Source organism: Azospirillum sp. TSH20, assembly GCF_003115935.1.
In the GTDB taxonomy this organism is placed as follows: Bacteria; Pseudomonadota; Alphaproteobacteria; order Azospirillales; family Azospirillaceae; genus Azospirillum.
Map to the genome: position 1 here is coordinate 1 of NZ_LGQU01000155.1, position 5,809 is coordinate 5,809.

Annotated in this window: 4 protein-coding genes and 1 pseudogene; all 5 read left to right on the forward strand. The window is 65.7% G+C overall.

Going from position 1 to position 5,809, the window contains the following annotated elements; all coding sequences use genetic code 11:
• Positions 1-291 precede the first annotated feature (291 nt).
• Positions 292-1,260: pseudogene (locus tag TSH20_RS32215) on the forward strand (IS5 family transposase).
• A gap of 396 nt (positions 1,261-1,656) precedes the next feature.
• Complete coding sequence (locus tag TSH20_RS32220) at positions 1,657-3,483, forward strand: ABC transporter ATP-binding protein (protein WP_109156002.1); 1,827 nt, start codon at positions 1,657-1,659, stop codon at positions 3,481-3,483.
• Between the two features lie 55 nt (positions 3,484-3,538).
• Positions 3,539-4,480 (forward strand): ABC transporter permease, encoded by a 942-nt coding sequence (locus tag TSH20_RS32225; RefSeq protein ID WP_109156001.1) that lies wholly within the window; start codon positions 3,539-3,541, stop codon positions 4,478-4,480.
• A 1-nt stretch (position 4,481) separates the two neighbouring features.
• The gene (locus TSH20_RS32230) at positions 4,482-5,351 is read left to right on the forward strand and encodes an ABC transporter permease (RefSeq protein ID WP_109156000.1); all 870 of its coding nucleotides are present in this window, start codon (positions 4,482-4,484) and stop codon (positions 5,349-5,351) included.
• Between the two features lie 34 nt (positions 5,352-5,385).
• The coding region (locus TSH20_RS32235) for an ABC transporter substrate-binding protein (RefSeq protein ID WP_247874553.1) at positions 5,386-5,809 on the forward strand (424 nt) is incomplete at its 3' end.

Consider the following 5,809-nt stretch of genomic DNA (forward strand, 5'->3'; position numbering starts at 1 on the left):
GCCGGTGCCGGTGGTGATCGGCTGCATCTTCGTCGTCTGCGTCCTGCTCTTCCGCCGCGGTATCATCGGCGAACTGATGCACCGGCTGTCAGGCAGGGGGAACCGCTGATGTCCCGCCTCGACGGAAGGCGCCTGCTGCTGCGCCACAGGATCCCCGGCGCGCCGAGGCCGCGTGGGTGGGTGGACGTGCGCCGGGGCCGTTGCGTGACCTTGTTGCACCGAGGCCTTCGGTTGCGGCGTTCGGGGTATCGCGGTAGAAGGCCGGCCCTTCGCTCTCGTGTTGGTTCGGTCATGCCGTTCAAAGCCAATGCATCCCGCCGCCATCACATTCCGAAGCAGCGCCATCGGGTTCGCAACTGGGCGGCGTATGACGCGGGGCTTCGGGCGCGCGGCAGCCTGACAGTCTGGTTCACGCCGGAGGCGGTCGCGCGCTGGCGGGCGGAGACGCGGACCACGCCCGGCGGGCAGCGCCTCTACTCGGACCTGGCGATCACGACAGCCTTGACCTTGCGCGCCGTGTTCAGGCTGCCGTAGCGCCGAACCGAAGGCTTGGTCGGCTCCATCGTCCGACTGGTCGGCGTGGAGCTTGCCGTCCCCGACCATTCCACCCTCAGCCGTCGCGCACAGACCCTGCGCCTCCCTTCGGAACCGGTCTCATCGGGCGGCGCTGTGGAGCTGCTGGTCGACAGCACGGGCGTGAAGCTGTGCGGTCCCGGCGAATGGGTGGTCAAAAAGCACGGTACCCAGCGCCGACGCGCGTGGAAGAAGCTGCATGTCGGACTGGATGCTGTGACCGGGCGGATCCTCGCGGCGACCCTGACCGACCACGGTGTTGATGACGGCTCGCAGGTCGGTGCTCTGCTGGACCAAATTGAGGAGCCCCTAGCCGCGTTTGTGGCCGACGGGGCTTACGACCAGACCGGCGTGGCCGCAGCCGTGGCGGAGCACACGCTGGACGTCGCCGTGGTCGTGCCGCCTCGCTCCACGGCGGTGCCGAGCGCGAACGCCGCGACCGACCCAACGCAGCGCGACCAGCACCTTCAGTACATCGCTGAGCACGGACGCTTGGCGTGGCAGAAAGCCTTCCGGTACACCGTCCGCGCCCTGGTCGAGGCGTTCTACAGTCGCTGGAAGCGCGTCATAGGTGACGGCCTGCGGTTCCAAACCGAGGATCGGCGGAACGCCGAGATCGCCATCGCGGTCCGGACCCTGAACCGCATGCTCGACCTCGGACACCCGGACTCCATCCGCGTCGCGTAACCACGACGCCGGGAAAGGGCTTCCTGCGAGCGAAATTGTCGCGCTGCAACAAAGTCCCTTGATGCTGCACATATGGGCCGGGTGAGCTGCCGGACGCCCAGCACCGGCCCACGATGGTGTTGCTCCATGGGCAACGATCTTCGACTCTCACAGTTCTTTCTGCATTCGTTGGTCACTGCTATCGTCAGTGCTTGAGCGCAATGCTGGCAGATTGTGACGCCACGTCGTTCAGTCTGCCTGATCTGACCTACCCATAAACAAGTCCTGCAAAAGGCAGTGTCTTCCGAGTTGTTGGTACCGACCGGCGTAGGCAACGCCGGCCGCAAGGACGGGCGTTGCGCTCTTGGCGGTCAAGTTGCCGGTTCGACAATCATGGATAGCGGTTAGGAGGAGGTATTGGAGCAGACGGTTCTTTCCGTGCGCAACCTGACGACATCGTTTGCGCGGGATGGCCTGTGGCAGCCGGTGATCAGGAATTTGTCCTTCGACATCCGCCCGCGGGAGACGCTGGCGATCGTCGGGGAATCCGGATCCGGCAAGAGCGTCACGGCTTTGTCGATCATGCGCCTCCTTCCGCCGACGAACAGCCGCATCGCCGGGAGCATCAACCTGATGGGGCGCGATTTGCTCCGGCTTCCGGACGAGGAGATGCGCAGGATTCGCGGCAACGAGGTTGCCATGATCTTCCAGGAGCCGATGACGAGCCTCAATCCGGTGCTTCCGGTCGGGTTCCAGATCGTCGAAGCGCTGATGCTCCATCGAGGACTGTCGCGGGTGGAGGCGGAAGCCGAAACCGTCCGGCTGTTCGACAAGGTGAGGATTCCTGCCGCCAAATCGCGGCTCGGCGAGTATCCTCACCGCTTTTCCGGCGGCATGCGGCAGCGTGTCATGATCGCCATGGCGCTGGCCTGCAAGCCGAAGCTGCTGATCGCCGACGAACCGACGACCGCGCTGGACGTCACCATCCAGGCGCAGACGCTTGAACTCATCAAGACGTTGCAGGCCGAAGAGGGCATGTCGGTCCTATTCATCACCCACGATATGGGCGTCGTGGCGGAGATCGCCGACCGCATGCTGGTGATGTACCACGGCGACGTCGTGGAAACCGGCGAGACCGCCGAGGTCTTCCGCAATCCGCGCAAGCCCTATACGCGTGCCCTGCTGTCGGCGGTTCCGCAATTGGGGTCGATGACGGGCCGGGAGCGCCCGATGCGCTTTCCCGTGGTCGATATCAAGACCGGAGAGGCGGACACGCCGGTGGAAACGCCGGATACCATCGCCCAGGCCGACCGCCCGGTCCTGGAGGTGCGCGGCCTGACGACCCGCTTCGACATCCGTTCCGGCATCCTGCGCAAGCCGGCCGGCTGCGTGCATGCGGTCGAGAATGTTTCCTTCAGCGTTCAGCCGGGGGAAACCCTGTCGCTGGTCGGGGAAAGCGGGTGCGGCAAGTCGACCACCGGGCGGTCGATCCTGCGCCTGATCGAACCGAGGGCAGGAACGATCCTCGTCGAAGGCACCAACATCCTGTCATCCAGCGCACGCGCCCTGTCGGAGGCGCGCAAGAAGATGCAGATGATATTCCAGGATCCCTTCGCCAGCCTCAACCCCCGCATCAAGGTGGGCAACGCGATCGCCGAGCCGTTCTTGGTCAACCGGATGGGAACGCGCGCCCAGGCGCGCGACAAGGTTGCGGACCTGCTGGTCCGGGTGGGTCTCAAGCCCGAGATGGCCTCGCGCTATCCGCACGAATTCTCCGGCGGCCAGCGCCAGCGTATCTGCATCGCCCGCGCGCTTGCGGTCGAGCCCAAGCTGATCATCGCCGACGAGGCGGTTTCGGCGCTCGACGTGTCGATCAAGGCGCAGGTCGTCAATCTGATGCTCGATCTCCAGGCCAGCCTGGGACTGGCCTACCTCTTCATTTCGCACGACATGGCGGTGGTCGAACGCCTCAGCCACCGCGTCGCGGTGATGTATCTGGGCGAGATGGTCGAAATCGGGCCCCGCGCCGCGGTCTTCGGCAACCCGCAGCACCCTTACACCAAACGCCTGCTTTCCGCAGTCCCAGTGCCCGATCCCACGCGGCGCAGGATGGCGCGGTCGATTTCGAGCGCGGAAATCAAGAGCCCAGTGCGCAGGCTCGACTACATACCGCCGGTCCGCGAATACCGCGAGGTTTCGGCAGGGCATCTCGTCCAGTCATGGGGCGAGGAATGGGCCGCATAAGCTTCGGCATCTTACGACCGAGGGCGTGACGGCCAGACAGGAACAGGGAAGAACCATGCTCGCATTCATCATCCGGCGATTGTTCGGTGCCATACCGGTCGTCGCCCTCGTTGCCCTGATCATCTTCTGCCTTCTGTATTTCGCGCCGGGCGACCCGGCCACCATAATCGCCGGGGATCTGGCGACACCCGAGGAAATCGACCGGATCCGCGTCGCCCTGGGGCTCGACCAGCCCTTTCACGTCAGGCTGGGGATCTTTCTGCTCAACCTCGTGAAGGGCGACCTGGGGACGTCGATCTTTTCGAACCTGCCCGTCACCCACCTGATCGCACAGCGTCTGGAACCGACCTTCTCGCTCGGTGCGCTGACCGTCCTGCTGTCCGTGGTGGTCGCAGTGCCGCTGGGCGCGCTGGCGGCATGGCGGGCGCGGCGGGCAGTGGATCGGCTGGCGCTCGTCGTCAGTGTGTTGGGCTTTTCGGTTCCAGTCTTCGTGGTCGGCTATCTGCTGATCTGGGTGTTCGCGATCAAGCTCGCCTGGTTCCCCGTGCAGGGCTACACGCCGCTGTCGAACGGTGTCGGACCATGGCTGTCCAACCTCGTCCTGCCGACGCTGTCGCTCGGGATGGTCTACATCGCGCTGATCACCCGGATCACCCGGGCCGGCGTGCTGGAGGTGCTGTCGCAGGATTACATCCGCACCGCCCGCGCCAAGGGGATGAGCGACCGGGTGATCATCTGGCGGCATGCCTTGCGCAATGCGGCCGTGCCGATCGCGACGGTGGTCGGCATCGGCGTGGCGCTGCTGCTCGGCGGGGTCGTGGTCACCGAGACGGTCTTCGCGATCCCAGGCGTCGGGCGGCTGCTGGTCGACGCCATCCTGCGCCGCGACTACCCGATCATCCAGGGCGTCATCCTGCTGCTCGCCGGCATCTACATCATCGTCAACCTTTGCGTGGACATCAGCTATGCAATCTTCGACCCACGCATCCGCTACTGAAATGGCTCCGGCCACCTCCCCCGATCCCGAGCGCGTCGGCTCGACATGGGGTCCCTTCCTGCGTCATCACGGCCCGATGATCTTCGGCGCCCTGGTGCTGTCGCTGATCGTCGCCGCGGCGCTGCTGGCCCCCTGGCTCGGGACCACCGATCCGCAGAAGCTGGCGCCGGCCGCGCGGCTGAAGCTTCCCTCCGCCCAATACTGGTTCGGGACGGACGCGCTGGGCCGGGAGCTTTACAGCCGGGTGCTGTATGGCGGGCGGGTTTCCCTTCTGGTCGGGTTCTCGGTGGCGGCGCTCGCCATGCTCGGCGGGTTGGTGCTCGGACTGCTGACGGGCTTCTTCCGGCAGCTGGACGCCCTCCTGATGCGCGTCCTTGAAGCCTTCATGGCGATCCCGGCCATTCTTCTGGCCATCGCCCTGATCGCCCTGACCCGCGCCAGCGTTGAGAACGTGATCATCGCGCTGGCGATCGCCGAGACGCCGCGGGTGACCCGTCTGGTCCGTGCCGTCGTCCTGACGCTGCGGGAACAGACCTATGTGGAGGCGGCGATCGCCATCGGCACCCCGCCGATGGTCATCCTGCTGCGCCACATCGCGCCGAACGCGCTGGCGCCGCTGATCGTCCAGGGCACCTTCATCTGCGGTTCGGCCATCATCTCGGAGTCGATCCTCAGCTTCATCGGCGCCGGTACGCCGCCGTCGGTGCCGACCTGGGGAAGCGTCATCTCCGAGGGCCGCAGCTACTTCCAGCTGTTCCCCAACATCATCTTCTTCCCGGCGGTCTTCCTGTCGCTGACCGTCCTCAGCATCAACCTGATCGGCGATGGACTGCGCGACCTGCTGGATCCGCGCCTCTCGCGCGAGCTGTAACCGGCAAACCCCATTTTCTCGGAGAATTCGTGCCATGACTGTGACCCGGCGTGCGTTTCTGGCAGGATCGGCGATGGCGGCAGGGGCGCTGGCGGGGTCGGCGGGGCTGAGTGCCCCGGCGATCGCCCAGACCAAGAAGACCGTGTTGCGCGTCGTGCCGGCATCCAACCTCTCGGGCATCGATCCGGTGGTCACCAGCGGACAACCCGTTCGCAATCACGGCTACCAGATCTACGACACGCTGTTCGGGATGAACACGCGGTTCGAGGTCAAGCCGCAGATGGCCGAAGGGGCGGAGCAGTCCGCCGACGGGCTGACCTGGACGATCCGGCTGCGTGACGGATTGAAGTTCCATGACGGCGAAAAGGTTCTGGCGCGCGATTGCGTCGCCAGCCTGAAGCGCTGGGGCGCCCGCGACCCGCTGGGCCAGACCATCTTCGGATTGACCGACGAGCTGC

Bases quoted from the DNA above. Each gene is read 5' to 3' on its own strand.
- TSH20_RS32225 (WP_109156001.1), top strand. From the start codon at position 3,539: ATGCTCGCATTCATCATCCGGCGATTGTTCGGTGCCATACCGGTCGTC.
- TSH20_RS32230 (WP_109156000.1), top strand. From the start codon at position 4,482: ATGGCTCCGGCCACCTCCCCCGATCCCGAGCGCGTCGGCTCGACATGG.